Consider the following 23,346-nt stretch of genomic DNA (forward strand, 5'->3'; position numbering starts at 1 on the left):
GTGTTGAGCGTGATGAAGTGCAGGCCGGGCACGCCCTCTGCGAGCAGCCGCGCGCCGAGTCCGGTCGCGTGGTCGATGCCGATCCGGCGCACAGCGGCGTTGTCGTCCGCTACGGCGTGGATGCGCTCGGCGAGCTGCTCCGGGAACGACCCGCCGCTGAGCGTCACCATCCGCTCGATCTGCGCCGCGCGGGTGACCGGCATCAAACCGGCGATGATCGGGGTCTCACAGCCCGCGCGCACGACTCTGTCGCGCAGGCGCAGGTAGTGCTCGGCGTCGAAGACCATCTGGGTGATGGCGAAGTCCGCGCCGGCGCGGCACTTGGCCACGAAGTGCCGGACATCGCTGTCCCAATCGGGTGAGCGCGGGTGCTTCTCCGGGAAGGCGGCCACGCCGACGCAGAAGTCGCCCGACTCCTTCACCAGCCGCACCAGTTCGCTCGCGTACTCGATACCGGCCGGGTGCTTCACCCATTCGCCGCTCGGGTTGCCGGGCGGGTCGCCGCGCACGGCCAGGATGTTGCGCACGCCGGCATCGGCGTAACGGCCGATGATCCGGCGCAGCTCGCCCACCGAGTGGTTGACTGCGGTCAGATGCCCGACCGGGGTGAGCGTCGTCTCGGCGGCGACGCGTTCGGCCTCCGACGCGGTGTTCTCGCGGGTCGAGCCCCCGGCGCCGTACGTGATCGAGACGAAGTCCGGGCCGACGCCCTCGATCCGGCGCAGCGCCTTCCACAGCTGCCGCTCCGACTGCTCGTCGCGGGCCGGTAGGAACTCGAACGACATCGTCGGCACTGCGCGGGCGAGCAGTTCGCGGACGGTCACGGCCCGGTCCGGCCGCACGCTGGGAACGCCGAGTGCCATGCGTTCACTGTATCCGGCGCTCTGGGGGGTACCAGCGTCGTTTCAGCGAATGAGACGACGTAGGCTCGTCGTTTGTGGAGAACGAGCACGTGACCGACCCCCTTCCGACCGACCGGCACGACCTGCGGACGCGGGTCTCGGCGGAGCTGACCGCGTTCCTCGGTCGGCAGGCGGCCGTGCTCGGCGGGATCAGCACGGACCTCGGCCCGGTCATCGAGGCGCTTCGGGAGTTCCTGAACGGCGGGAAGCGGATGCGCCCGGCGTTCTGCTACTGGGGCTGGCGTGCCGCCGCAGATCACGGGCCGGGATCAGAACTCGGCGAGGACGAGGCAGCCGCGGTGCGCGCGGCGGCCTCGCTGGAGCTGCTCCACGCGTCGGCGCTGATCCACGACGACTACATCGACGGTTCGGATACCCGGCGCGGCGCTCCGGCGATCCACCGCCGGTTCGCGGAACTGCACCGGGACGGCGGCTGGGAGGGCGAGCCGGAGCGGTTCGGCGCCGCAGCCGCGGTGCTGCTCGGCGACCTGACGCTGAGCTGGTGCGATGAGATGTTCACCCGCTGCGGGCTGGACGCGGCGCGGATCCACGCCGCGCGGCCGGTCTTCGACCTGATGCGGTCGGAGGTGATGGCCGGTCAGTACCTCGACGTGCTCGCGCAGGCGCGCGGGCTGTCCGTCTCGACGCCGCAGGAGGCGCTTGAACGGGCACGTACCGTGCTGCGGTACAAGTCGGCCATGTACACGGTCGAGCGTCCGCTTCGGCTCGGCGCGGCGCTGGCGACCGGCGTCACGGACGGTCCGGTCGCGGCGGCGCTCTCCCGTTACGGCCTGCCGCTGGGCGAGGCGTTCCAGTTGCGCGATGACGTGCTCGGCGTGTTCGGCGACCCGGCGGCCACGGGCAAACCGGCCGGAGACGACCTGCGGGAAGGCAAGCAGACCGTGCTCGTGGCCCTGGCGGCGCAGCACGCGACCGATGCTCAGGCCAAGGCACTGCGCGGCGGGCTCGGCGATCCGCGGCTGGACGAGACGGGCGTCGAGGAGTTGCGCGAGATCATCACCCGGACCGGAGCGCTGGCCGAGGTCGAGGAGCGGATCAGTGAGCTGACCCGCTCCTCGCTCGACGCGCTGAGGGAAGCGCCGATCACCGCGGAAGCCAGCGCCGTGCTGAGCGAGCTCGCCGTCGCGGCGACGATGCGGCAGGGGTGACGCGAAGCGCCGGGAGTGGCCACAGCGGCAGTTGCTCACTCGGTCGCCTTCAGTAGTGGTCGATCGGCGGCGGAAACGCGACCTGATCCCGGTGCGCATCGCCGATTCCGGCGGATTCATCGCTGCTAGCTAAGGAATCCGCGCTCGACCGGGAACATTCGCCACCTACTCGGCTTACTGCCTTGCCGACGAGTCGTCGACTCAGAGTCACGGTTTCGCCGGAACCGAAAGCGATGAAGGCGACAAAGCACCCAAATCGCGAGTACGCTGGGTAAAGGGTGGCTTCCCGAGCGAGAAGTTTTGTCGAAAGGGTCGCCAAGCGGTGGAGGCGCATGAATAATCCTCTTCGAGGCCTCGTCGTCCCCCCGTGCGATGGGGCCTCGCCCCGAGTGGCGCGCGTAGGCGGGTCCCTCCCCCCGTGGGGATCACGCCGGTGAGTGCGCCATGGGCGCCGACCCCTCCCCCCGTGGGGGTCGAGCGCCAAAGCACGGTGCGTGTGTGGTCCCTCCCCCCGTAGGGATCACCGCACCGTCGGCGTCGGAACCGCCCCTCGCCGCCCGCAGCGTCCTCCCCCGGGACCGTGGCGGTGAACCCCTCCGACGCCTGCGGAGAGTCCTCGACAACTCTCCGCCGCGGCCTCGTCGCTCCCCCGTGCGACGAGGCCGCCTCATTTTCCGGGACAGGGACTCCCGGCACAACGACGTAACCAAGGTCACTGCCGTCGGCGGCACACTTCTCGTCGCTGTGACGAGAAGGGACGTATGCTTGACGCATGGCGCAGCTGCGGATCGCTCTGGCACAGATCAACCCGACCGTCGGCGACCTCGCCGGCAACGCCGCGCTCATCCTGGATTCGGCCCTGCGTGCCGAATCCGAGGGCGCGCACCTGCTCGCGGTGCCCGAGATGGCGCTGACCGGTTACCCGGTCGAGGACCTGGCACTGCGCCCGTCTTTCGTGCAGGGCGCGCGCGCGGCGCTGGACCGGCTCGCCGCCGACTTGGCCGATCGCGGGCTCGGCGAACTCGTCGTGGTCGTCGGCTACCTCGACGGCACGCCGAACAACCAGCCGCGCCTCGGCCGCCCGGCCGGATCGCCGGTCAACGCCGCGGCCGTGCTGCACCGCGGCGAGGTGCTGGTCCGCTCGGCGAAGCACCACCTGCCCAACTACGGGGTCTTCGACGAGTACCGGTACTTCGTGCCCGGAGACACTCTGCCGGTCGTGCGTGTTCGCGGGATCGATGTCGCCGTGGCGATCTGCGAGGACCTGTGGCAGGACAGCGGTCCGGTCGCCGCGACCGCCGAGGCCGGGGCCGGCCTGCTGCTGTCCATCAACGCCTCGCCGTATGAGCTGGACAAGGACGACGTGCGCTACGAACTGCTGGCCCGGCGCGCCGCCGAGGCCGGCTGCACGCTGGCGTACGTCAACCAGATCGGCGGCCAGGACGAGCTCGTGTTCGACGGCGACTCGATCGTCGTCGACGCCGGGGGCGCTGTACTCGCCCGCGCCGGGCAGTTCGTCGACGAACTGCTCGTGGCGGACCTCGATCTGCCTGCGGCCACAGTGTCCACAGACACCGCGCCCATCGGCTCCGCGCCCGCGCAGGACTCGACTGCGAGCAACGGGATGATCATCCGGCGGGTGGTGGCCACGGCCGAGCCTGTCGAGCCGTACGAGGCGCGGCCCGGCGCGGTCACGCCGCGGCTCGACGACCTCGCCGAGGTGTATCAGGCACTGGTGCTGGGGCTGCGCGACTACGTGCGCAAGAACGGCTTCTCCACCGTGGTGATCGCCGTGTCCGGCGGGATCGACTCCGCGCTCGTCGCCGCCATCGCCTGCGACGCGCTGGGCGCGCGGAACGTGTACGGGGTCTCCATGCCGAGCCGCTACTCCTCGGAGCACTCGAAGGACGACGCCGCCGACCTGGCGCAGCGCACCGGGCTGCACTACGAGACCGTGCCGATCGCGCCGATGGTCGACGCGTACCTGAAGACGCTGGCCGACTCGGGCACCCCGATGACCGGCCTGGCCGAGGAGAACCTCCAGGCGCGGGTGCGCGGCACGGCCCTGATGGCGCTGTCGAACCAGCGCGGCCACCTGGTGCTGGCCACCGGCAACAAGTCGGAGCTCGCGGTGGGCTACTCGACCCTCTACGGCGACGCGGTCGGTGCGTACGCGCCGATCAAGGACGTGTCCAAGACGATGGTGTGGGCGCTGTCCCGGTGGCGGGACGAGGAGGCGGCGCGGCGCGGCGAGGTCCCGCCGATCCCGCGCAACTCGATCGAGAAGGAGCCGAGCGCCGAGCTGCGGCCCGGCCAGAAGGACACCGACTCGCTGCCGCCGTACGAGGTGCTCGACGAGATCCTCGACCTCTACGTCGCCGGCGACCACGGCCGCGAGGAGATCGAGTCGCGCGGCTTCGGCCCGGAGCTGGTCGAGCGGGTCCTCACGCTGACCGACCGGGCCGAGTACAAGCGCCGCCAGTACCCGCCGGGCACGAAGATCTCCGCCAAGGCCTTCGGCAGGGACCGGCGGCTGCCGATCACGTCACGCTGGCGCGAGTCCGCCTGACCGGGACAGTGCCTGCTGCTCGGCCGCGCCGCGCAGCAGGTCGTCGACCAGCGCCTCGCTGAACTCCCGGCCGACCGGCCCGGAGGGCGGACTGTTCCGGGTGACGGCGTGCATCGTCGAGGTGAGCATCAGCATCGCCCGCTCGATGTCGAGATCTTCGCGCAACTCGCCGTCGGCGACGCCGCGCCGCAGCACCTCGCGGTACAGCTCGCGGCGCGGCTCGATGACCACCTCGAAGTAGCGGCGGTACAGGTTCGGGTTGCCGACGCTCGCCTGGTTCAGCACGTCGTACGCCGCGCCGGTGCACTGGTCCTGGAGGTGGCCGCGCATCAGCTCCAGCAGGTAGACCAGGTCCTCGCGCACCGAGACGCCCTGCACCCGGATCTCCTTCTCCGGGTGCAGGCGCCGGCCGATCGCGCAGATGACCAGCGCCTCCTTGTTCGGCCAGCGGCGGTAGATGGTGGCCTTCCCCACCTTCGCCGCCGCCGCGATCATCTCCATCGACAGCCCGTCGTACGTCGCGCCGTCGGAGAAGAGGCTGAACACCGCGTCGAGGATGGCCTCCTCGGCCTGATCGCTGCGCGGCCGGCCCGGCCGCCGCGCCGCCGCGGCGGACACGAGCGGGCCGGGCGGACCCTCGTCAGTCGTCTTCATCGTTGGTTTGCATCCGTCGTCGGCTCATGGGATCCCGACTCTATGCCCCGGCCGTTATGCCGCCACGCTCTCGGCGGCCTGGGGAGCGCCCGCCGGGGCGGCACCGGACGCCGGGCCCGAACCCGCGCCGCGGCGCGGCAGCCAGGCGAGGACGAGTACCGCGGCCAGCACGCCGACGCCGGCGCCCGCCATGGTCGTGACGTGCAGCGCGTGGACGAACGCGTCGTTCGCCGGAGTCACCAGCCGTGTCACGTTCGGGTGCGCCTGGGCCGAGCCCGCTATGAAGCCCTGCGTGGCCTCGATCGAACTGCTCGCGTCGTGCGCCACGTTCGACGGCACGCCGATCGCGGTGAGCGCCGGCTGGATCCGGCCGCGATAGGCCGAGGTCAGCACCGTGCCGAGGACCGCGACACCGAGCGCGCCGCCGACCTGCCGGACGGTGTTGTTGATCGACGAGCCGATGCCGGCCCGTTCCCGCGGCAGCGAGCTCATCACCGTCGTGGTCGCCGGCGGCATCACGAGCGCCATCGCGATGCCCTGGAGCGCGGCGATCACGCCGTAGACCCACATCGCCGAGCTCACGCCGATGAACTGGTAGAGCCCGAGCGCCAGCGCGATCATCAGCAGCCCGGTGAAGGAGACCGAGCGGGCGCCGAACCTGCGCACCACGTTCGCGGACAGCGGCGAGAAGATCACCTGCGCCACCGCGAACGGCAGCATCCACACGCCGGCCTTCAGCGGCGTGTAGCCGCGCACCGACTGGAGGTAGAAGGACAGGAAGAACAGGCTTCCCATCATGGCGAAGAAGGACAGCGCCACCGAGATGACCGCGGCGGAGAACGGCCGGTTGGAGAACAGCCGCACGTCGAGCGCCGGGTGGTCGGTGTTGCGCTCCCAGACGACGAACAGGGCGAGCACGGCCACGCCGATGACCAGCGGGCCCCAGACCGCGGGCTTGCCCCAGTCGCCGGTGTCGCCGCCGTGGATGACGCCGTAGACGAACAGCACCAGGCCCACCATGGACAGCAGCACGCCCGCCGGGTCGAGCCTGCCGGGCCTGGGGTCGCGCGACTCGGGCACGATGAACGTCATCGCGATCAGGCCGATGATGACGATCGGCACGTTGATCAGGAAGACCGAGCCCCACCAGAAGCTGTCGAGCAGCGCCCCGCCGACCACCGGGCCGATCGCCACGGCGAGGCCCACCGAGCCGGCCCAGATGCCGATGGCCTTGCCCTGCTCGTGCCGAGGGAAGACGTTGGCGATGACGGCCAGCGTGCTCGGCATGATCGCGGCGCCGGCGAAGCCCATCGCGGCGCGCGCGGCGATCAGCTCGCCGGGGCTGCCGGCGTAGGCGCACAGCAGCGAGGTGATGCCGAACAGCGCCATGCCGAGCATCAGGATCCGCTTGCGGCCGAGCCGGTCGGCCAGGATGCCCCAGGTGAACAGCAGCCCGGCGAAGATCAGCGTGTAGGAGTTGATACCCCATTCCAGGTCGGACTGGCTGGCGCCCAGGCCCTTGGGCTCGGGCTGCGCGATCGTCTTGAGCGCGACGTTCAGCACCGTGTTGTCCAGCACGACCACGAGTAGCGAGAAGACGAGCACGCCGAGGACGAGCCAGCGGCGCGGGTGGCCGGTGTGCGCGCTCTCAGGCGGCGCGGCGGCGGTGTTCTGAGTCACGGGTTTCCCCTCCCAAGGTTCCCCGGCGCCCCGTACGAATCGGGCTCGCCGGTCGACTCCGGCGAGCAGCGAATCGGGACAGTACCGTTTCGATTCACGGCCAGGCTAGCGCAGCCATTTCCAATACGCAACCGTTCCGTATTTTTCCGAAGTCTTGACATACGAGTCTCAGGGGACAGGTTCCGGTTACCAGCGGGTTTTGATAAGGTCGCGCCCACTGTGAGTGAATCAAGACGGCGATCCGACGCCCATCGGGAAGCGCCGTGGGCTCAGCAGGGTCCTGAATCGGCCTGGACGGCCGGAGGTCAGGGCATCGACCCCAGCGAGGCCGCGGCGTTCCGTCGTCGACTCGACCATCAGGCCTCTGCGGAGCTCATCCCGCTGGCCGGCCCGGACGCGGCAGCCGATCAGGGGCCTGCGATCAAGGCGGTGTGGGAGCCGGCTCCGCCGCGCTCGGCCCCGGCCGCGCACACCTCCCGCCGCAGGGACCGCCGCGGGCCGTCCGGGCGCGGCGGGCACGGCAGGTCCCACCGCAAGCGCCGCGCGATGGTGGTCGGAGCCGTGCTCGCCATCGTGCTCGCCGCCGGCGGATACGTCGAGATGAGCGACAAAGGCCCCTCGATGACCAAGGGCGCGGCAACCACGATCCTGCCCCCGGCCGCGTCGCCGAGCGACACCGGCGTGTCGGTCGACAGCTCGCTGGGCACGAGCGTCTCCCTCACCAATCCGCCTTCGCGCTCACGCTCGGCCAGCGCTTCGCCGTCGGCGAGCACGACGCACTCCGCGGCCGCGAGCCAGTCGGCGACACCGAGCCCGGGCGGCACTTCGGGCTCGGTCAGCCCCAGTCCCAGCAGCCGCCCGAGCCCGAGTCCGTCCCCGTCACAGACGCACTGCTTCCTGTTCTTCTGCGGCTGATCGGCCGCGGGCGTCAACCGCGCAGGCGCGCGGCCAGCGCCGCGGCGGCCGCGCCGGGATCCGCGGCCTCGGTGATCGCCCTGACCACGACCACGCGGCGTGCGCCCGCCGCGACGACCTGGTCGATCGTGCTCAGGTCGATGCCGCCGATGGCGAACCAGGGCGGCGCGGCGTCCGAAAACCCGGCGTCCGGCGGCGCGACCTTCGCCGCGTACTGCACCAGGCTGAGGCCGGGCGCCGGGCGCCCCGGCTTCGTCGGCGTCGGCCAGCACGGGCCGACGCAGAAGTAACCGGTCTGCGGGTCGGCCAACGCCGCGTCGACCTGCGCCTCGCTGTGCGTGGAGCGGCCGATCGTCACCCGCGGGCCGACGATCCGGCGGGCGAGCGCCGCCGGAAGGTCGTCCTGGCCCAGGTGAAGCACGGGTGCGCCCGCCGCCAGCGCGATGTCGGCGCGGTCGTTGACCGCGAGCAGTTTGCCGTGCCGGGCACAGGCCGCCGCGAACTGCTCCAGACGAGCCAACTCGCGGCGAGCCTCCAGGCCCTTCTGCCGCAGCTGGATTACGTCGACACCGCCGGCGAGGACCGCGTCGAGGAAGTCCGGCAGGTCGCCGCGCGCCTCTCGGGCGTCGGTACACAGATAGAGGCGCGCGTCGCGGATCCGCGGATCCGGGCGGTCCGACATGATCGACCCGGCGGCCGGTCAGAAACCGAGCGCGTGCGCCCGGCGGCGCACCTCGGTGCCGCGGTGCTGGGCCAGCGCCTGCACCGGCGTGCCGGGCAGCGAGTCGTCCGGGGTGAACAGCCAGCGCACCGACTCCTCCTCGGTGAACCGGTTGTCCGCGAGCAGGGTGAGCGTACCGGGCAGGCCCTTGAGGATCTGGTCGCCGTCGAGGAACGCGGCGGGAACCGACAGCGCGTTGCCCTCACCGCGGCGCACCGCCACCAACTGGTGCTCCTTGAGCAGCTGACGTGCTCGTTTCACCGGCAGTTCGAGGCGCTCGGCGACTTCGGGAAGGGTGAGCCAGGCGGGGACGAGCTGGTCGAGTTCGTTGGAAATGGTTGTCACGGTGACAAGACTGCCATGCTCCGCTGACGTCCCCCAACGCTTACGCGCAGTCCGCCGGGCGCGCCGCCGATCACCGGGCGCGCGGACACGGCAGGACAATGGCTGAAATTAGCCGCCACATGTTTACCGCACCCACAGGAAAAGGCCCTAGGGTGTGCGGCTATGGAGAACACTACTACCACAGACGGCGAAGAGACCGAGACCGAGATCGTGTCGGCTTCCGTGTCGGAGCCCGAGCTCGCCGAGCCGGAGCAGCCGGAGGAGCTCGCCGACCTCGACGAGGAGGACGAGACCGAGGAGTCGGTCGGTTCCGGCTTCGTCTCCGGCGCCTTCGGCATCACCTCGCTGGTCCTGGCGGTCGCCTCGCTGACCGGCGGCTGGCTGGGCACCGTCTACGGCTCGCGCGCCGAGTACATCGTCGAGCTGAAGACGACGCAGCAGAGCACGCAGGCCTCGCTCAACGCGTTCCACAGCAACTGGCACGCGCAGGCCGCGCTCGGCGGCATCTTCGCGCTGGCCGCGCTGCTGATCGGCGCGGGCGTGCTGGCCTCGCCGAGCGTGCTGCTGAGCGGCCGCAACCCGGCGTGGGCCCGCGCCACCGCCCTCGGCGGCATCATCCTGGCGCTGATCGGCCTGCTGCTGGCCGCCCTCACCTGGTTCAACGTCCTGGCCCCCGGCCTGACCGCGCCGGCGAGCGGCGGCTGAGCCGACCGGTGCGATCCATCCCACGGCGCCGCCCCGCGCCCACGGTGCGAGCGGCGGCGCCGGTTAGACTTGCCCGGACGGCGTCGGCCCGACGTCGCACAGCACGGGAGCCCGCCGCGGCGGGTTGAGAGGGGGGCACGCGGCCCCCGACCGTTTGAACCTGGCCCACGGCTCACTCGCGAGCGGGGCGAAGGGAGCGCAACGATGGATGCGCCGGAGAGCGGTCGCTCCACCATCCCCATTCCGCATGCGCGCCCGCGCACGGACTTCGACGCTGTGATCGTCGGCGCGGGCCTGATCGGCCTCGCCGCCGCCTGGCGCGCCGCCCAGCGCGGCCTGCGGGTCGCCCTGACGGACCCCGAACCCGGGTCCGGCGCCTCGCACGTCGCCGCCGGAATGCTTGCCCCGGTCACCGAAGCGCACTACGGCGAGGAACGCCTGCTGCGGCTGAATCTCGCCTCGGCGGCGCGTTACCCCGGCTTCGTCGCCGAATTGGAGGACGTCGCCGGAACGCCGACCGGTTACGCCACGCACGGCACGCTCGCGGTGGCCTTCGATACCGGCGACCGCGCGATGCTGGCCGACCTGGCCGCGTTCCACCGGCGCCTCGGCCTGGCCTCCGAGCCGATGACCGGCCGCGAGTGCCGAGTCCGCGAGCCTCTACTGTCCCCTGACGTGCAGTCCGGCCTGTTCGTGCCGGGCGATCACCAGGTGGACAACCGGCTGCTGCTGGCCGCGCTGTTGACAGCGATCGCCCGCGAACACATTGCGCTGTACCGCGAGCGCGCCGCGGAACTCGTGGTGACACACGACGTGGCGACCGGCGTGCGCCTTGCGGACGGCCAGACGCTGCACGCGGACCATGTGGTGTTGGCAGCCGGGTGTCACTCGACGTCGCTGCCTGGGCTGCCCTCGGGCGTGTTGCCGCCGATCCGACCGGTCAAGGGGCAGATCCTGCGCTTGTCGGTGCCCGCAGGCGCGGCGCCGTTCCTTAACCGCGCCGTTCGGGGCGTGGTACGCGGACGTCAGGTGTATCTGGTGCCGCGCGAGCATGGTGAGCTCGTGGTCGGCGCAACGGTCGAGGAGCAGGGCTTCGACACCCAGGTGACCGCGGGTGGCGTCTACGAACTCTTGCGTGCAGCGCACGGCCTCGTACCCGGCGTGGGCGAATTACCCCTGACGGAGGTACGCGCGGGCCTGCGCCCAGGTTCGCCGGACAACGCACCGATCCTCGGCCCGACCGATCTGCCGGGTCTGATCGCGGCCACCGGACACTTCCGCAACGGCGTGCTGCTCACCCCGATCACCGCCGACGTGATCGCCGAAACGCTCGCGACCGGACAGCCGCCGCAGACGGCGGAAGGTTTCGAACCACAGCGCTTCAGCGAGAAGGCCGCCCTGACATGACCGGGCCACGCGTAACCGGCACCGCCGTACACGTGATCGTCAACGGGCAGCCCGGAACCTTTCCACCGGACACCACCCTGGACGCCGTCATCGCCGGCATCACGCCCTCACGCACCGGAATCGCCGCAGCTGTCGGCGAAGTCGTCGTCCCCCGCGCCGGTTGGAGCAGCAGGGTGATCCGCGACGGCGACGAGATCGAGATCCTCACGGCCGTCCAGGGTGGCTAACGGCCCGCCTGGGGCGATTATCAGACATATTCACCTAGGGGGAGCAGTGACGAGCTCCGCGCTTGTCGGTCACGCGCCGATGACGCTCGATGACGATCCATTCGAACTCGCCGGTAAGACCTTCGCCTCCCGGCTGATCATGGGCACCGGCGGGGCGCCCAGCCTGAGCGCCCTAGAAAGCGCGCTGCTCGCCTCGGGCACCGAGTTGACCACGGTTGCGCTGCGCCGGATCGCCCCGGGTACCGCAGGCTCGATATTCGATCTGCTCTCCACCCTCAAAATCCAGGTGCTGCCGAACACCGCCGGCTGCCATACGGCGCGTGAGGCCGTGCACACGGCGCGGATGGCCCGTGAGGCGTTGGGGACAGAGTGGGTCAAGCTCGAAGTCGTCGCCGACGAGGACACGCTGCTTCCCGATCCCGTCGAACTGCTCGACGCCGCGCACACGCTCGTCGCCGAAGGCTTTACCGTGCTCCCATACACCAACGACGACCCGGTACTGGCCCGCCGCCTGGAACAGGCCGGGTGCGCGGCTGTGATGCCGCTCGGCTCGCCGATCGGCTCCGGTCTGGGCATCCGCAACCCGCACAACCTGGAGTTGATCGTGGCCGGCGCGGGCGTGCCGGTGATCCTCGACGCCGGCATCGGCACCGCCTCGGATGCCGCGCTCGCGATGGAACTGGGCTGTTCAGCAGTGTTGCTGGCCTCGTCGGTGACCCGCGCGCAGGACCCACGGCGGATGGCGTCCGCAATGCGGTACGCGGTGGCCGCCGGCCGGTTGGCCCGGCTCGCCGGACGCATCCCACAGCGCTACCACGCCCGCGCGTCCTCACCCGGACGCTCCGAGACGCCCGAGTTCTGAGGACCGAGTTCTAATACTGCGTTCTAATACTGCGTCAAGTGACGCCAAGCACCGGGGCTCCTAGGACACAGTCGCGTTGCGTCAAGCCCCCATGTCGGACGCAACGCCTAGACTCCGTGAGTGTGGAGGCTCCTTCGCGGCACGGCTCGGTGCTGGACGGCGCGCTGATCGGGCGGACGCTCGACGGCCGGTACGCCGTGCAGTCACGCCTTGCGCAAGGCGGCATGGCGACGGTGTACCGCGCATGGGACAACCGGCTCGACCGGCTGGTCGCACTGAAGGTGATCGACCCGGAGCTGGCCCGGCACCCCGAGTACGTCGCACGGTTCATCCGTGAGGCCAAGGCCGCCGCGAAGCTCAGCCACCCGAACATCGTGGCCGTCTACGACCAGTCCGCGCTGCCCGCCCGTGGGGGCGGCCCTACGCAGCCGCCGCTGGCCTACCTCGCGATGGAGTACGTGCCCGGGTTGACGCTGCGTCAACTGCTCGGCCGGCGCGGGCGACTCACTCCGCGTGACGCGCTGGAGGTCGTGGACGCGATGCTCGCGGGTCTGGCCGCCGCGCACCGAGCCGGGATCGTGCACCGGGATGTCAAGCCGGAGAACGTACTGCTCAACGATGCTGCGTTAGACGGTCAACACGGTTCGTACGCCGCGGCGGTGAAGGTCACCGACTTCGGCCTGGCCCGTACCACGGCCGGTGACCAGGGCACGCTGGGCTCGTCCCTCGGCGGCACGCTGCCCGGCGGCGGGCTGCTCGGCACCGTCTCCTATCTCGCACCCGAACTGGTGCAGCACGGGACCTGTGACGCCCGCTCGGACGTGTACTCGGCCGGGATCGTCCTGTTCGAACTGCTCACCGGTCGCAAGCCGTTCACCGGCGGCAGCCCCGAGCAGATCGCCCGGCGACACGTGACCGACCGGGTGCCGCCACCGTCCCAGCTGCTGCCCGAAATCGACCCGGCGCTCGACGCACTGGTCGCGGCCGCGACCGCGCGCGACCCGAACGCCCGGCCCGTCGACGCGGCGGCGTTCCGCGAGCGGCTGCGCACCGTCTACGCGAATCTGCCGGACGCCTCGCTGGATTCCACGCTGCCGCTGCACGGCGCCGCCGCAGGTGCCGGAAACGCCGCCACACCGGACCACACCCGCGCCGACCCGTCCCGGCCGAACCCGACTCAGGTCCTCAACCGCACGCAGATGAACTCTCAACCGCAGCCGGTCCGGATAAAGCCGCGCACGTCGCCGCGCGAAGGCCGCGTCGTCCAGAAGTCGGCGCGGCGCGGACCGGGCAAGGGCCTGATCATCTTCCTGCTCGTGCTTGTGCTGGCCGCGGCGGCCGGATTCGGCGCGTGGCTCTACGGACGGCTGGCCTTCGAGAGCACTCCGAACCTCGTCGGGCTCTCCCAGTCGCAGGCCACGACGACGCTGGCCAACGACGGCCTGAACTACACCATAGTGACCTCCTACGACGCCACGGTCGCGCCGGGTGACGTCGTGTCGATCTCGCCGAGCGCCGGCACACCGGTCAAACAGGGCGCCGTGATCACGCTGACCGTCTCGAAGGGCGAGCCGACCGTGGCGGTGCCCGACGTGACCGGGCAGAGCCAGGACGACGCGACCGCCGCGCTGCGCCGGCGCGGGTTCAACGTCGCGGTCGCCACCACTCAGGCGATGTCGAACACGGCGCCCAAAGGCTCGGTGGCCTCGTACTCCCCCACCGGCAGCGCCATCGCGGGCAGCACGGTCACGCTGACGATCTCCAGCGGACCGCAGCAGGTCGTGGTGCGCGACGTGACCGGCATGAGCGTCGAAGACGCCACCGCCGCGCTCCAGGCCCAGGGCTTCACCGTGACCACGACGCGCCTGCTGCCGTTCGTCGACAGCGTCGGGCGCCAGTCGCCCGGCGGCGGAGCGGGCGCGCCCTACGGCTCGACGATCACTCTCTACATTTTCTGAATCGCAGGCATCGGCAGGCCTCGCCCGCTACAGTCGCCGGTTTCGTCCGGCAATTTCGGGTTCTACTATGTGAATCCGGCTGATGAGCGCGGGGAGGCGCATGCCAGTGCACGGAGACGAACGATGCGGTGTCGAGGGGGTAACGGCCGGACGAGAGCACGCCGTGGTGGTGATCCGGCCCGCCGCGGAGAAAGACCTCGACGCACTCCACGGGCTCGACCGGCGGGTGTTCGGCAAGCTCGCCTATCCGTACTTCGCCCTCAGGCAGCTGATGGACGTGCACAGCAGGCACTGCGTCGTCGCCGACGACGGGAGGGGGCTGCTCGGCTACTGCCTCGGCGCGCTGGCCACGCGGCCGGAAGTGGGCTGGGTGCTCGGCCTCGGGGTGCTGCCCGAGGTCCGCGGCGCCGGCTACGGCCGCGAGTTGGTCGCCGAGGCTATACGCCGGATCGTCGCGGACGGCGCGCGAGAGGTGCGGCTGCTCGTGGATCCGGACAACACTGTCGCAATACACATATACGAGAAGCTCGGCTTCCGGGTGTGCGGCTACCGGCCGGACTACTTCGGCCCCGAGGCGCACCGATTGATCATGACCACCGGCCATCGCGGCCGCGCGGCCAGGCAGACTGGGGAAGGACTCGACGCCAGATGGACCTAGACCGTCACGCGATCGGGTCATCGCACGCTGGAAGAGGCGTTTTATACCCCGCAGGCGCGAGACTAAACTATTGTGATTCATGGTGCAGCTGACGCACCATCAATTCAGACTTTGGATCCCAAATGCCGACGAACGGACCGCAGCTCGCAGCCCCGGTTCCCGCGCGCAACGCGCAGTTTCCGTGGAATGAGTTCGCCGCAGTGGACTACTGCGACCACAACTATCTCAAGTTGCGGGAGGACGACAAGGAGATCCTCGAACTCGTCTCCCGATGGTTCGCGCAGGAGATGGGCAAGCGCTCCGCCGGCGACGCGATCGACGTCGGCGCGGGCCCCAACCTGTACCCGTCGTTGGCGATGCTTCCGCACAGCCGCACCATGACGCTGCGCGAGTACTCGACGTCGAACGTGGAGTTCCTGCGTGCACAGACCGCCGATCTGCCGGAACGCTGGGGGCCGTTCTGGGACGTGGTCTCCCCCGGCGCGCGGCACGGCGACCTCGGCAAGGCGCGCGCGCTGCTCGCCGAGCGGGTCAGGGTCGAGCAGGGCAGCGTCTTCGACCTGCCGCACTCCAGCTGGGATCTGGGCACGATGTTCTTCGTGGCCGAGTCGATCTCCCAGGATCCTGCGGAGTTCGAATCGGCGGTCGGCCGCTTCGTACGTGCCCTGCGACCGGGTTCCCCGTTCGCGGCGGCTTTCATGGAGCAGTCGGACGGGTATGACGTGGCCGGGGTGCGTTTTCCGGCGACGCCCGTGGGCCGGCGGGAAGTGCGCGCCTGCCTCGGCGCGTTGAGCACCGACCTGAAGGTGGAGCGGGTCGAGATGCGGCCCGCGCCGCTGCGCGCGGGATACACCGGCATGATTGTCGCGGTCGGACGGGCGCTGTGATGACGCTGACCGGTCCGGACAGGCGAGCGGGAGGGTAGGAGCGATGCCCGGCACGGAGAACATTCAGCCTCGCAGGCAGCTGCTGGACGTCTGGCGGTCTGCCGCCGAGTACACCATGCGCGATCGCAAGTGGCGCTGGGGCGGCGTGCGTGATCCGAATTCCATCACGGACGCCGAGCAGCTGCTGTGCTTCCTGCGGCCGGCCACCAGCATCGGCGTTCTGCGCGTGGAGGTGCCCGACGACACCGCCGAGGACGTGCTCCAGGCGCTGCGCCCGTTCGGCGACAGCGTCCAGATCCCCAGGACGCTGACGATCGCCCTTGAGCAATACCTGGAGAAGTACACCGGTCCGGACGGCTCGCCGCTCTTCGGCGGCGGCAGTTACTGCGTGCCCCTCGACGCCGGCGAGCAGCTGACCGAGGAACAGCGCGACACGCACATCCTGATCTCGTACGCGACCTCGACATATCTGTGCCTTGCCGCGCTCGGTTTCCTCGACGTGTACGCGAACGCGGCGACCACCAAGGGCCAGTGGCGCAACCGTGTCATAGACATCAGGGAACGCACCAGCACCCGGCTGACCGCCGCGCTGGTCGGCATGCTGCGCGGCTTCACCATCAACACCCTGGAGCCGGACTCGGCCGAGGGCCGCAACCTGATCAGCCATCTGAACCAGGAGAAGCTCCCCGCGCGGCGGATCGTCGAACACTTCAACGACCGCATGCAGACCGTGCGCAGCCGGCTGTCCGAGGCGCGCATGGGCGTGGCCCGCGCCGAGGAACTGGACAACCCCAACCTGCTGTTCGAGGTCGGCTGGACCTGGGGCATCGCGTCCGACGCGCCGAAGATCACCCTGGACGTGCCGGGTACCGAGATCGGCGTGCAGCCGGACGGGGTGGCGCTCTCCGCGCCCTACCTGTACCACACCCTGGTGGCGCTGGACGCGATCGACCAGCTGGTCAACGAGCGCACGCGGGTGCTCGGCCTGCTCAACCCGCAGCAGGAGCGCCTGGCCAACAACCTGGACACCCGGCGCAACCTGGTGCAGCTGTACTATTCCCGGCTGGCCCGATTCGACCCGGTGGGCGGCGGACGCTGGCCGGTGGAGGATCTGCCGTGGATCACCCCGGACGGCGTCGAATCCGACTACTTCAGCCTGCTGATCTGCGCGGTGCTGATCCGGGACCTGCGCGACCGCCAGGGCACCGAGGACACGGTGCGCCGGATCGAGCCGCTGCTGAGCGAACTCGCCAACCGCGTCCGCATCACCCGGCGCCACCTGCGCAGCGACCCGGCGATCGCGGTGCACGTGCCGGGCCTGCTCAACGGCCTCGGCGGCGCCGAGTTGCTGGGCCCGCCGATGGCGCTGCGGATCACGGACTTCACCCCGCTGCTGCTCAAGCGCAGCACGGAGCTGGCCAGCCTGACCGGCGGCGCCGAAGTGCGCGACCGGATGCTGCGCCTGTCGGCCGAGATCTGGAACCACCTGACCCAGCGGCAGATCAGCAGCCCGGACGCCCGGGGGATGTGGGACAACGCCACGCGGCTGTTCAGCCAGCTCAACGACGATCAGACCCGGCCGTCCTGGAACTTCACCTCCGGCGTGGTGGACGCGCTGGTGACCTCGGCCGACACGCTGGTGCGCAGGCAGACGCGCGCGCCGATCCTGTCCAACACGGCGCTGGCGATGGTCAGCGAAGCCGAGTACCTGCTCAACCAGCAGATGATGACGACCCCGTCCCTCAACTCCGGCCTGCAAAGCAGCCTGATGGAGATCCGCGACTCGCTGCAACGGGCCCGCGAGCTGATCAACAACCAGCCGTCCACCGCGATCGCGCTGTGCATCGCGGCCGTCGCCCAGCTGGACAAGAACGCGATGGCCCGCCGGGACGTCACCGGTCAGGGGCTGTGATCCGATGCTCGTGTTCTCCGTCTCCGACAAGGGCGGCACCGGGCGCTCGGTGACCAGCACCAACCTGGCCTATCGCTCGGCGCTGCGCGGCAATCACACCTGCTACCTGGACTTCGACTTCGGCTCGCCGACCATCGGATCGATCTTCGATCTCGAAGACGCCAGGCGCGGGGTCCGGGACGACGGACTGCACGACTATCTGCGCGGCATGGCCCCGGCCGCCCGCCGCATCGACGTGTGGGCCGAGTCCAGCCACGAGTACCTGCGCCGCAGGCCCGGTGACGGCATGCTCGTCCTGCTGCCCGGCAGCCACGGCGGCGCCGAGTTCGACATCGACCGCGCCATCGTCGACCGCTGCGTCGATCTCTTCGTCCGCCTCGACGAGGAGTACGACCTGTGCGTGGTGGACCTGAGCGCCGGCCGCTCCTTCGCGGTCGAGCTGGTGCTACAGGCCACCGCCCGGTCGGCGCTGCGCGCCGTCCCGACGCGCTGGCTGGTGTTCCACAAGTGGACCAGGCAGCACGTCATCGCGGCCAACAGCCTGGTGTACGGCGAGCACGGCCTGCTGGAGTCCGGCAAGGTCACCGGGCACGGCGAGGAGGAGATGCGCTCGATGATCCGCTTCGTGCGCACCGCCGTGATCGATCCGCACGGCCCCGAGGTGGCCGAGCTGCGCAGCTCCCAGCAGACCTGGCTGGCCGAGGTGGACAAGGACCTGGAGAAGACGGCGGCGAAGCTCGAACTCGGGCGGGCGCTGCGGATCGGCACCATCCCGCTCGACCCGGTGCTCCAGTGGCGCGAACAGCTGATCCTCAACCGGGACGTGCACGTCACCGAGATCGCGAACCAGGCCACCGTCGACGCGTTCGAGCAGCTGGTGAAGATCGTCACGAATCAGCGGCTCTGGGAAGGGTCCTGACAACGGCATGGACACCAGCTTCCGCGAGGCCGCGGCACAACGGCGCACCCAGGACGTGTCGTACTCGCACCTGTCGATCGAGCTCGACCACCTCTACATGGACGACTTCAAGCTCGGGCTGGACCACCTGCGCAAGCGGATACGGCAGATCGCGCCGTGGTATCGCACCGCGATCACCGCGTTCACCGAGCGGCACCCCACCCCGCGCCCGCGGATCAGCACGTGCTTCCTCGTGGACGACTACTTCAGCGACCTGGTGCCGCCCGGCAAGCTGATTCCCGAGCTGCTTGAGGCCGCGCGGGACGAGGACCTGCCGATCGACTACCTGGCCCGGGAATCAGGATGCGACATCGCCGACGGAGTGGAGCTGGCCGCCCTCGTCGCCGGCCGGCTGGTGTCCGTGCCGGTGCAGGGCACCAACGGGTCGCGGCCACCCACCGCCGAGAGCGGCTGGCTCTCCAACGGGCAGCGCACGCCGAGCACTCCGGCCGCCGCGCTGCACCCGAGGCCCTGGCTGCCGCCGGTCGAGGCCGAGGCGCGCAATCACTCGATCTTCCTGGACGTGGAGCTGTGGGACGAGTGGGACGGCCAGCGCCGCTGGTCCTGCCCCATGCTCGCGGCGGTGTGGCAGCTGCTGCGGCTCGGCCTGCTGCGCGACCACGGCAGGACCGTGATCCAGCCGCGCCCGCTGCCGCTGGACCTTCCCGACGAGTGGATCGCGATGCCGCCGGTGGTCCAGCTCAACCCGCGGGCCACCTCGTTCCACGGCTACCGCACCCTCTCGCTGCTCGACGACCGCTTCCTGTCGATCGAGCACGCGGTGCGCGTCATCCTCAACCAGGTCGGCCAGGACAGCGAGGTGATGGAGCGGGTGGCCCGGCGCGCCGGCGACGAGGGCGTCCCGGTGCCCGCGGACGTGACCGGCCGCATCGCGTACGTGTTCATGACAGACTTCTGAGCATGCGTAACCAGGCGCTGCCCGATCGGCCGCCGGCCGCGCGCGCCGCCGCGGCCGAGACCGGACTCGCCGTCGGGGAGATCCGCACCGGGCTGCTACGCAACAGCAAGGCGCTGCCGCGCAGCGCGGTGGCCGAACTGCTCGACCTGGTTCCCGGGGAGCCGGTCCGCCAGTCCGAGCGGCCGATCGCGCACGCCCTGTCCCCCGACGTGGCCAACGGGGTGGACTGCCAGCTCGCCACCAGGGCGGGCAAGAGCATGCGCGCGGTCGGCACGATCCTGACCCACGCCGTGGTCGTCGGCGGCCGGGTGCTGCAAACGTCCAGCTACACCGGCATCGACTCGTCCGGTTCACAGCGGCGGCTGTCCTGGTCGCACTACACCGCGCAGCCCGGACGCATCGAGACCTTCGCCAGCGCCAAGCCGAGCGACCTGGCCGACGGATACCTCGCGCAGGGCCAGGGGCCCGGCTTCCTCGACCTCGGCTCGGTCAGCGAGCGGCTGGCCCGCAGGTTGCAGAGCTCCGCGGTGCTCGACGGCCGCCAGCCGCTGCGGTTCCAGTGGACCCGGCTGCGGTGGGCCGCGCGCTATGGTCCCGGCGACGACGCGGCCGAGCCGTCCGCGCAGTTCGAGCTCGTGGACGACACCGTCAGGGAGCTGAGCCTGCGGATCCCGCGACCGCCCGTCACGGGCGGCGGCGCGGTGAACCTGTCCGCGATCCTCGAACTGTGCCGGGATCTGGCGCTGCACGACTGGGTGCTCACGACGCTGACCCGGCGGATCGAGCGTGCCGATCCGGGCTCCAACGACCGGGAACGCACGGTGGCGGAGCTCGGGCCCGCGATCGACCATCTGCTGCCGCTGTGGATGCCCGGGGCACGGGTGGCGGACGAGTTGTCCGCGGTCTGGGAGGGTTTCGAGCGCCGCCCGGGCTTCACCCGGCAGTGGGAAGCGGCCGTGAGCCGGGTACGAGACCAGTTGGCGCTGCATACCCTGCAACTCCTGGCCAATCTGTCCTCACACGACGATTCCGGCGATACCGGGAGTAAAATCGAACTTTGACACGGAGGGGGCCGCGGGTGGACCGGGATCAGAACCAGGGCTCTATCAGAACGCTGGTACGTCGCCTCCTGTTGACGGCCGGCTCCGGTGCGGCCGCCGTCGCCGCCGCGCTCGCCGCCGGGGACCGCGACACCGCCTCGGTGGCGACGATCGCCACCGTGCTCGCCGCTATCGCGCTCGCCGGGGACTTCCTGCACGAGGTCGCGCAGCGGCTGCGCCGGCTGGAGCAGCGCGCCGGCGAGACGCTCGACCAGGCCGCCGGCATGCTGGAGGCGGCCACCGCGCAGATCCGCGCCGACGTGGACCGCCGCTTCGCCCAGCTGACCACCGTGCCGGAAGCCTTCGGACTGCAACCGCTGGACCACACCAGGGCGGCCGAGCTGATCAAGGTGGTGCAGAACGCGTACGCCTTCGAACACCGCTCCTCGCCGCTGGCCAACGCCTTCGTCCAGGCCGAGGCGCAGCGTTTCAACCTGCTGCTGCACCAGTTGCGCGCGGGCGAGGGCACCTACGACGGCGAGGACCGCGACTGGCTGCTCACGCTGACCCAGGCCAGCACCCGCACCCTGGACGCGACCAGCCTGACCACCACCGACGCGGGCGGACGGCTGCGCTTCAGCGGCGGCTTCTGGGACAGCGACCTGGGCCTGCACTATCTGGAGCTACAGGCCGAGGCGGTGCGGCGGGGCATGGTGATCCGCCGGGTGTTCATCCTGGAGAACGCGAAGGTCACCGAGGACCCGGCCTACCAGGCGATGTGCGAGCGCCAGCGCAGGCTCGGCTTCGAGATCCGCTACCTGGTCCCCGACATGGTCTCGGTGAACCTGCACAACAAGCTGGACGACTTCATCGTGTTCGACAACGAGATCAGCTACGAGGTGGTCGCCTCGCTGGCCCCGGGCAACGTGCGCCCGGTGATCTCCTCCACCCACCTGGTGCTCAACCGGATGCTGGTGGCCAAGCGGGTCCGCCAGTTCGCCGAGATCTGGGACGCCGCCCTGCCTTGCGCCGACCCCGACGAGCAACTCGACTGAACGCGGCGCAGCCCTCTTGCTCAGCCGCGCAGGAACACGTGCGCGGACGAGTGTGAGTACGAGTACGAAAGCGAGTGCACGTGCGCCACAGCAGGCCCCTGCGGCGCGCCGACCTTCGTCCCCTTGCGATACCCGCCGAACAGCAGGCCGAGCAGGATGATGATCAGGATCAGCCAGAAGACGGGCCAGAGACAGCCGAGCGGCCGGGGCGCGGCGGAATCGGCGCCCTGCCTCCGCCGTCTCCTGAAGCGCGGTCGTGGATAGGCCACCCGTCCTCCTTCGGTCGACTCGGTTCCCACTGCGGCCGATGGTCGAACAATGACGCCGCCAGATAACACAGTAACCTTGGCCGGGCCATCGCAAACCGAGCGGAGAGGCGATCACGATGGGCAAGTGGCGCAAGCGGATCGCGAGCATAGCAGGAGCCGTAGCCGCCTTGTTCGTGCTCTACCTCATCGGCTCCGCCGCACATCTGTTCCCCCAGCTGCGCAATCCGTTCGGCGAGACGACGACGGAGCGCAGCCAGCCGGTGGTGCTCAAGTCCATCGTCGACCTGTCGAAGTACGAGGCGGCCAGCGGCAACTTCCAGGTGGTGGTGGACATCGCCTCCTCGGGGCTGCTGCCGAGCTTCCTCGAAGGCAGCGACACCCTGTTCATCGGCGTCGGCGCGGACAACGCGTACGTGGACTTCTCACACCTGAAGGGCAGCGCGGTGCAGGTCTCGGCGGACCGGCTGACCGCGACCCTGACCCTGCCGCACGCGCAGCTCGACCCCGCCGTGCTCGACGTGAAGCAGTCCTATGTCTTCGCCCAGCAGCAGGGCCTGTTCACCCGGCTCAACTCGTTCCTGTCCGGCAACCCGAACAGCCAGCAGGCCGTCTACGAACTCGCCCAGCAGAAGATCGAGCAGGCCGCAGCGTCGAGCGAGGTCAAGGCCGACGCGGAGCGCAACACCCGCACGATGCTCGTCAGCCTGCTGCAATCGCTCGGCTTCAAGAGCGTCACCGTGAGCTTCACCTGACGGCGCCAGCCGGCCCGCTCAGTCCTCCTGGTACGAGTACCGCTGCTCCCGCCACGGATCGCCCACGTTGTGGTAGCCGCGCTCCTCCCAGAATCCGCGCCGGTCCACGATCAGGTACTCGACGGCGCGGACCCACTTCGGGCCCTTCCACGCGTACAGGTGCGGGACCATCAGGCGCAGCGGGAACCCGTGCTCGGGAGTCAGCGGCTCGCCGTTGCGGTGCGTCGCGAAGATCGTGGTCTCACGCAGCAGGTCGTCGAGGCGCAGGTTGGCCGAGTAGCCGTACTCGGCCCACACCATCGCGTGCGTCGCGTCGTCGGCCGGCGGAGCGACCTCGACGAGCGTTTCGGCCCGCACGCCGGACCAGACGTTGTCCAGTAGCGAGAACTTGGTGACGCAGTGCAGATCCGCCTCGACCTCGCCGGTCGGCAGCGTCTGGAACGCCTCGTAGTCCCACACCCGCTTCGCCCCGTCGGCGGTCGCCCCGTAGACCTGGAAGTCCCACCGCTCCGGCTTGAACCGGGGCACCGGCCCGTAGTGCAACACCGGCCACCCGGGCTGCACCCGCTGGCCGGGCGGAAGCCGCCCCGAGTCGTCCGCGGTTCCTTCACCACGCGGCTGGCGCGCGTCGGTGCCACTTAGACCCATGATGTCTATCGTCCCAGATCGACATGGGTGCTCAGTACCACCAACGGCACCACTACGGTCACCAACGACGCCGAACGCTGACGCCGCTAAGGACGCATGCGCGGGGCCACGGAGCGCGACGACCACGCCGGGCA

General features: G+C 70.4%; 23 protein-coding genes. 16 read left to right on the forward strand and 7 right to left on the reverse strand.

From position 1 onward, the window contains the following. A partial coding sequence (gene metF, locus VGS97_RS14205; protein WP_326853937.1) for a methylenetetrahydrofolate reductase [NAD(P)H] occupies positions 1–863 on the reverse strand: 863 nt, incomplete at its 3' end. An 89-nt stretch (positions 864–952) separates the two neighbouring features. Here metF and VGS97_RS14210 point away from each other — a divergent pair. After that, entirely contained in the window at positions 953–2,071 is a 1,119-nt protein-coding gene (locus tag VGS97_RS14210; RefSeq protein WP_326853938.1) for a polyprenyl synthetase family protein, read from the forward strand. A 772-nt stretch (positions 2,072–2,843) separates the two neighbouring features. Next, complete coding sequence (locus tag VGS97_RS14215) at positions 2,844–4,640, forward strand: NAD+ synthase (RefSeq protein ID WP_326853939.1); 1,797 nt, start codon at positions 2,844–2,846, stop codon at positions 4,638–4,640. Here the strand turns inward: VGS97_RS14215 and VGS97_RS14220 are convergent. After that, positions 4,617–5,294, reverse strand: coding sequence for a TetR/AcrR family transcriptional regulator (locus VGS97_RS14220; RefSeq protein WP_326853940.1), 678 nt, complete (start codon positions 5,292–5,294; stop codon positions 4,617–4,619). The two genes, VGS97_RS14215 and VGS97_RS14220, sit on opposite strands and share 24 nt — an antisense overlap. Positions 5,295–5,348: 54 nt before the next feature. Further along, positions 5,349–6,974, reverse strand: coding sequence for an MFS transporter (locus tag VGS97_RS14225; RefSeq protein WP_326853942.1), 1,626 nt, complete (start codon positions 6,972–6,974; stop codon positions 5,349–5,351). Between the two features lie 219 nt (positions 6,975–7,193). On the opposite strand from VGS97_RS14225, the gene VGS97_RS14230 reads away from it, so the two are divergent. Further along, a complete protein-coding gene (locus VGS97_RS14230; protein WP_326853943.1) occupies positions 7,194–7,889 on the forward strand; it encodes a hypothetical protein in 696 nt (231 codons plus the stop codon). A gap of 13 nt (positions 7,890–7,902) precedes the next feature. Here the strand turns inward: VGS97_RS14230 and thiE are convergent, their stop codons facing one another. Further along, positions 7,903–8,571 (reverse strand): thiamine phosphate synthase, encoded by a 669-nt coding sequence (gene thiE / locus VGS97_RS14235; protein WP_326853944.1) that lies wholly within the window; start codon positions 8,569–8,571, stop codon positions 7,903–7,905. 18 nt (positions 8,572–8,589) lie between these two features. Then, positions 8,590–8,955 carry an Rv2175c family DNA-binding protein gene (locus VGS97_RS14240; RefSeq protein ID WP_326853945.1) on the reverse strand — a complete coding sequence of 122 codons (366 nt, stop codon included), beginning with the start codon at positions 8,953–8,955 and terminating at the stop codon, positions 8,590–8,592. A gap of 162 nt (positions 8,956–9,117) precedes the next feature. Here VGS97_RS14240 and VGS97_RS14245 point away from each other — a divergent pair, with 162 nt between their 5' ends. The 12 genes from VGS97_RS14245 to VGS97_RS14300 all read left to right on the forward strand — a co-directional run bounded on the left by VGS97_RS14245 (position 9,118) and on the right by VGS97_RS14300 (position 21,543). Further along, complete coding sequence (locus tag VGS97_RS14245) at positions 9,118–9,660, forward strand: hypothetical protein (protein ID WP_326853946.1); 543 nt, start codon at positions 9,118–9,120, stop codon at positions 9,658–9,660. Between the two features lie 204 nt (positions 9,661–9,864). Next, positions 9,865–11,067, forward strand: coding sequence for a glycine oxidase ThiO (gene thiO / locus VGS97_RS14250; protein ID WP_326853947.1), 1,203 nt, complete (start codon positions 9,865–9,867; stop codon positions 11,065–11,067). After that, positions 11,064–11,294, forward strand: a complete 231-nt coding sequence (gene thiS / locus VGS97_RS14255) for a sulfur carrier protein ThiS (protein ID WP_326853948.1) — start codon at positions 11,064–11,066, stop codon at positions 11,292–11,294. The genes thiO and thiS overlap by 4 nt, the downstream gene beginning before the upstream one ends. Before the next feature lie 79 nt (positions 11,295–11,373). Continuing rightward, positions 11,374–12,156 (forward strand): thiazole synthase, encoded by a 783-nt coding sequence (locus tag VGS97_RS14260; protein WP_349262131.1) that lies wholly within the window; start codon positions 11,374–11,376, stop codon positions 12,154–12,156. Between the two features lie 122 nt (positions 12,157–12,278). Further along, positions 12,279–14,114 carry a Stk1 family PASTA domain-containing Ser/Thr kinase gene (gene pknB / locus VGS97_RS14265; RefSeq protein ID WP_326853950.1) on the forward strand — a complete coding sequence of 612 codons (1,836 nt, stop codon included), beginning with the start codon at positions 12,279–12,281 and terminating at the stop codon, positions 14,112–14,114. Between the two features lie 100 nt (positions 14,115–14,214). Further along, positions 14,215–14,772, forward strand: coding sequence for an N-acetyltransferase (locus VGS97_RS14270; protein ID WP_326853951.1), 558 nt, complete (start codon positions 14,215–14,217; stop codon positions 14,770–14,772). 122 nt (positions 14,773–14,894) lie between these two features. Beyond that, on the forward strand, positions 14,895–15,659 hold the full coding sequence (locus VGS97_RS14275; protein WP_326853952.1) for an SCO2525 family SAM-dependent methyltransferase: 765 nt from the start codon (positions 14,895–14,897) through the stop codon (positions 15,657–15,659). A gap of 43 nt (positions 15,660–15,702) precedes the next feature. Then, entirely contained in the window at positions 15,703–17,571 is a 1,869-nt protein-coding gene (locus VGS97_RS14280; RefSeq protein ID WP_326853953.1) for an SCO2524 family protein, read from the forward strand. Positions 17,572–17,575: 4 nt separating this feature from the next. Beyond that, a complete protein-coding gene (locus VGS97_RS14285) occupies positions 17,576–18,490 on the forward strand; it encodes an SCO2523 family variant P-loop protein (protein ID WP_326853954.1) in 915 nt (304 codons plus the stop codon). 7 nt (positions 18,491–18,497) lie between these two features. After that, positions 18,498–19,448 carry an SCO2522 family protein gene (locus tag VGS97_RS14290; protein ID WP_326853955.1) on the forward strand — a complete coding sequence of 317 codons (951 nt, stop codon included), beginning with the start codon at positions 18,498–18,500 and terminating at the stop codon, positions 19,446–19,448. A gap of 2 nt (positions 19,449–19,450) precedes the next feature. Next, positions 19,451–20,509: an SCO2521 family protein gene (locus VGS97_RS14295; RefSeq protein ID WP_326853956.1), complete on the forward strand. Its 1,059-nt coding sequence runs from the start codon at positions 19,451–19,453 to the stop codon at positions 20,507–20,509. A gap of 17 nt (positions 20,510–20,526) precedes the next feature. Continuing rightward, entirely contained in the window at positions 20,527–21,543 is a 1,017-nt protein-coding gene (locus VGS97_RS14300) for a hypothetical protein (RefSeq protein ID WP_326853957.1), read from the forward strand. Between the two features lie 20 nt (positions 21,544–21,563). Here the strand turns inward: VGS97_RS14300 and VGS97_RS14305 are convergent, their stop codons facing one another. Next, entirely contained in the window at positions 21,564–21,812 is a 249-nt protein-coding gene (locus VGS97_RS14305) for a hypothetical protein (RefSeq protein ID WP_326853958.1), read from the reverse strand. 116 nt (positions 21,813–21,928) lie between these two features. On the opposite strand from VGS97_RS14305, the gene VGS97_RS14310 reads away from it, so the two are divergent. Next, a complete protein-coding gene (locus VGS97_RS14310) occupies positions 21,929–22,564 on the forward strand; it encodes a DUF4230 domain-containing protein (RefSeq protein ID WP_326853959.1) in 636 nt (211 codons plus the stop codon). 18 nt (positions 22,565–22,582) lie between these two features. Here VGS97_RS14310 and VGS97_RS14315 read toward each other — a convergent pair whose 3' ends face one another. After that, the gene (locus VGS97_RS14315) at positions 22,583–23,212 is read right to left on the reverse strand and encodes a sulfite oxidase-like oxidoreductase (protein ID WP_326853960.1); all 630 of its coding nucleotides are present in this window, start codon (positions 23,210–23,212) and stop codon (positions 22,583–22,585) included. Between the last annotated feature and the right edge of the window lie 134 nt (positions 23,213–23,346).

Origin of the sequence: Actinocrinis sp. (genome assembly GCF_035946395.1) — a bacterium.
Lineage (GTDB): Bacteria > Actinomycetota > Actinomycetes > Streptomycetales > Catenulisporaceae > Actinocrinis.

Excerpts from the sequence above, each read along its gene's own strand:
- VGS97_RS14215 (WP_326853939.1), top strand. The coding sequence starts at position 2,844 with ATGGCGCAGCTGCGGATCGCTCTGGCACAGATCAACCCGACCGTCGGC.
- VGS97_RS14220 (WP_326853940.1), bottom strand. The coding sequence starts at position 5,294 with ATGAAGACGACTGACGAGGGTCCGCCCGGCCCGCTCGTGTCCGCCGCG.
- thiE (WP_326853944.1), bottom strand. The coding sequence starts at position 8,571 with ATGTCGGACCGCCCGGATCCGCGGATCCGCGACGCGCGCCTCTATCTG.
- VGS97_RS14245 (WP_326853946.1), top strand. The coding sequence starts at position 9,118 with ATGGAGAACACTACTACCACAGACGGCGAAGAGACCGAGACCGAGATC.
- thiO (WP_326853947.1), top strand. The coding sequence starts at position 9,865 with ATGGATGCGCCGGAGAGCGGTCGCTCCACCATCCCCATTCCGCATGCG.
- thiS (WP_326853948.1), top strand. The coding sequence starts at position 11,064 with ATGACCGGGCCACGCGTAACCGGCACCGCCGTACACGTGATCGTCAAC.
- VGS97_RS14260 (WP_349262131.1), top strand. The coding sequence starts at position 11,374 with ATGACGCTCGATGACGATCCATTCGAACTCGCCGGTAAGACCTTCGCC.
- VGS97_RS14270 (WP_326853951.1), top strand. The coding sequence starts at position 14,215 with ATGCCAGTGCACGGAGACGAACGATGCGGTGTCGAGGGGGTAACGGCC.
- VGS97_RS14275 (WP_326853952.1), top strand. The coding sequence starts at position 14,895 with ATGCCGACGAACGGACCGCAGCTCGCAGCCCCGGTTCCCGCGCGCAAC.
- VGS97_RS14280 (WP_326853953.1), top strand. The coding sequence starts at position 15,703 with ATGCCCGGCACGGAGAACATTCAGCCTCGCAGGCAGCTGCTGGACGTC.
- VGS97_RS14285 (WP_326853954.1), top strand. The coding sequence starts at position 17,576 with ATGCTCGTGTTCTCCGTCTCCGACAAGGGCGGCACCGGGCGCTCGGTG.
- VGS97_RS14290 (WP_326853955.1), top strand. The coding sequence starts at position 18,498 with ATGGACACCAGCTTCCGCGAGGCCGCGGCACAACGGCGCACCCAGGAC.
- VGS97_RS14295 (WP_326853956.1), top strand. The coding sequence starts at position 19,451 with ATGCGTAACCAGGCGCTGCCCGATCGGCCGCCGGCCGCGCGCGCCGCC.
- VGS97_RS14310 (WP_326853959.1), top strand. The coding sequence starts at position 21,929 with ATGGGCAAGTGGCGCAAGCGGATCGCGAGCATAGCAGGAGCCGTAGCC.
- VGS97_RS14315 (WP_326853960.1), bottom strand. The coding sequence starts at position 23,212 with ATGGGTCTAAGTGGCACCGACGCGCGCCAGCCGCGTGGTGAAGGAACC.